This is a genomic window from Frankia sp. EI5c (assembly GCF_001636565.1).
GTDB lineage: Bacteria > Actinomycetota > Actinomycetes > Frankiales > Frankiaceae > Parafrankia.
Genome location: NZ_LRTK01000147.1, coordinates 1 through 2,526 on the forward strand (window position 1 = coordinate 1; position 2,526 = coordinate 2,526).

The window sequence follows — 2,526 nt, forward strand, 5'->3', positions numbered from 1 at the left end:
AACCCCAGGGCTGACCCACTGCCTACGCATCAGCAAACTTGCCGGGGCCCTGCTTGCTGTCCCATCCGCTTCTGGTTCATTCTGGCGTTCAGGGCGTCGGCGACCGCCTGCCAGTCCTCACCCTCGACCTTGCCTCGCGCCGTGTACGGCGGAATCCCCCGTGCGTTTGTCACCAGACAAAGATATCGTTGCCGTGGGCGTGTATTCCAGACGGTCACTGGATAATTTCCATCCGCGCTCCGTATACATAGATATGAAAGCGCTTGGCGATCGGTTCGTGAGCGGTTCAGAGTAGGTGCTGCCCGACAGCAACCGGAGTACCGGCGGCGGGGCTGACCCTACGGAGGTAGACGAACCATGGCGGTACCGCGACGCATTCCGGTGCGTTTCGAGGACGTGTTCCCCTCGGGGCCGTTCGTTCTCGGGGTGGAGGCGGCGAACGACTACGACAAGGTGAAGGCGAACGCTCCCGACCCACAGGAGCGCGACCCGAACACCGGCGAGCGGGTCTGGGCGGTGCGGGTGCTGGACCCGGACCCGGCGGCCCGGCAGGCGGAGCTGAAGGTGAAGGTCGCCGCCGCGGTGCAGCCCGTCCTGCCGGAAGCGATGCCGGGCACGCCGTTCCGGCCGGTGCAGTTCGACGGGCTGACGATCACGCCGTGGGTGGACACCAACGGCAAGTTCCCCAAGCAGGGATACGCCCTGCGCGCGGTGAGCCTGCGGCAGGTCGGCCCGATGCGGCGGACGGGGGCGGCGGCGTGAACGGCGAGCCAAAGTAGTCGTACGCGACGCTCGGCCTGTCCGTCGGCACGGACTGGTCGGTGATCTGCCACACCTACCCCGACCGCGCGCCCATCCTGGTCGTGGACGCGGGGCGGGTGAGCCTGAGCGTCTCGGCGCTGGAGCGGGAACCGGATGCCCGGCACGCTGACTTCGCGTACAAGTTGCTCGCGGCGGTCAACGACTACCTGATCGCCTACGAGAAGTTCCAGTTCGAATCCCAGGAAGCCGCGGAATCCGCCGAAGCGGTGGCGGTGGCGGTGGCGACTCCGGCTGACGACATGGCCGGGCCGCGCGCCGCGTAGTTTTCCCGCCGGCCACCGGTCTCGCGAGGAAACGGCTTCCCGTTTCCCGCCACTCCCTCCTTTTTGCCAATCCCATCGGTCTGTGTTTCGTGCGCTCGAAAACAGGTGGTATTGCCATGTCCAGAATCAACGGTGACCAGCGTTTCCCGCGGGTCCCCTCGCGGGCCGACAAGGTGCGCGTGCCGGTGTGGATGCTGCTCCTGGCGGTGGTCGGCAAGGCGGCGTGGCTGGCGCTGCGGGGCTGCTGGCGTCACCGGGTCGCCGTGGCGTCCGTGGTCGGGCTGCTCCTGGTGGTGCACCGGGTCGGGCTCGTCGGCCTGGCTGTGCTCGTCGCGGCGCTGGTCCTGGTGGCGGTCGTGTGGTGGCGGGTGCATCCGCGGTCGTTCGGGCCGGTGGCCTGGTGGCTGTGGGGGCGTGCGCGGCTGACGTTCGTCTACCGGTGGCGGTGGAAGCCGGCGATGGTGCACACCGACCTGGCGATCCGGATGCCGACATCCACGGGTGATCAGGTGAACTTCGACGAGTACTTCCCGCGGCTTCGGAAGATCCGTTCGTCGCGGTCGGTGGACGTGCTGCGGGTGGAGCTGCTGCCGGGCCAGACCCCGGCGCAGTGGGCGGAGCAGGCCGAAGCGCTGCGGCACGTGTTCCGGGCTCGGCGTTGCCAGGTGCAGGCGGAGACGTCCCGGTTCATCCGCGTCTCCTTCCACCACCGTGACCCGCTGACCCGGCCGGTCACTGCGCCCAACCTCGACGACTCCGCGGACGGCGCCGGCTCTGACCCTGCTGGCGCCGTCCCGGCTGCCGTCGTCCGAAGTGGCGGCGGGGCGGCTCGCCTCGTCGCTGGGCTGTCGGCGGTGCCCGTCGGGCGGTACGAGGACGGCCGATCCTGGACGCTGCCGGTTCGGGGAACTCACGTGCTCGTCGCCGGTGCGACCGGTGCCGGTAAGGGCTCGGTGCTGTGGTCGGTCATCCGGGGCCTCGGCCCGGCGGTGCGGTCGGGGCTGGTGGAGCTGTGGGTGTGCGACCCGAAAGGCGGGATAGAACTCGCCTTCGGGCGGGAGATGTTCACCCGCTTCGCCACCACGCCCGACACGATTGCGGATCTCCTCGACGACGCGGTGACCGTGATGCAGGACCGGACGGCCAGGCTCGCGGGCAACACCCGGCTGCACGCGCCGACGGTCGGCGATACCCTGGTCGTCGTAGTTGTTGACGAAATCGCCTCGTTGACGGCGTACTTCACCGATCGGGACGTCAAGAAGCGGATCGGTGCGGCGCTGCCGCTGCTCCTCTCGCAGGGCCGTGCGCCCGGGGTCGTGGTCCTGGCGGCGGGGCAGGACCCCAGGGCCCCGGCAAGTTTGCTGATGCGTAGGCAGTGGGTCAGCCCTGGGGTTTCTGGTGGGGCTGAGTAGCGGGAGACCGGTGCGTGGCCGGGGGTCTC

General features: G+C 69.3%; 2 protein-coding genes and 1 pseudogene. All 3 read left to right on the forward strand.

Features of this window, described 5'->3' with window-relative positions; all coding sequences use genetic code 11:
• Positions 1–357 precede the first annotated feature (357 nt).
• Positions 358–762, forward strand: a complete 405-nt coding sequence (locus tag UG55_RS26670) for a plasmid replication, integration and excision activator (protein ID WP_066074717.1) — start codon at positions 358–360, stop codon at positions 760–762.
• Positions 763–821: 59 nt separating this feature from the next.
• Entirely contained in the window at positions 822–1,085 is a 264-nt protein-coding gene (locus UG55_RS26675; RefSeq protein WP_396231032.1) for a hypothetical protein, read from the forward strand.
• Between the two features lie 116 nt (positions 1,086–1,201).
• Positions 1,202–2,431, forward strand: a pseudogene (locus UG55_RS26680) (FtsK/SpoIIIE domain-containing protein); the annotation flags it as partial.
• Positions 2,432–2,526: the final 95 nt, after the last annotated feature.

Excerpts from the sequence above, each read along its gene's own strand:
- UG55_RS26670 (WP_066074717.1), top strand. The coding sequence starts at position 358 with ATGGCGGTACCGCGACGCATTCCGGTGCGTTTCGAGGACGTGTTCCCC.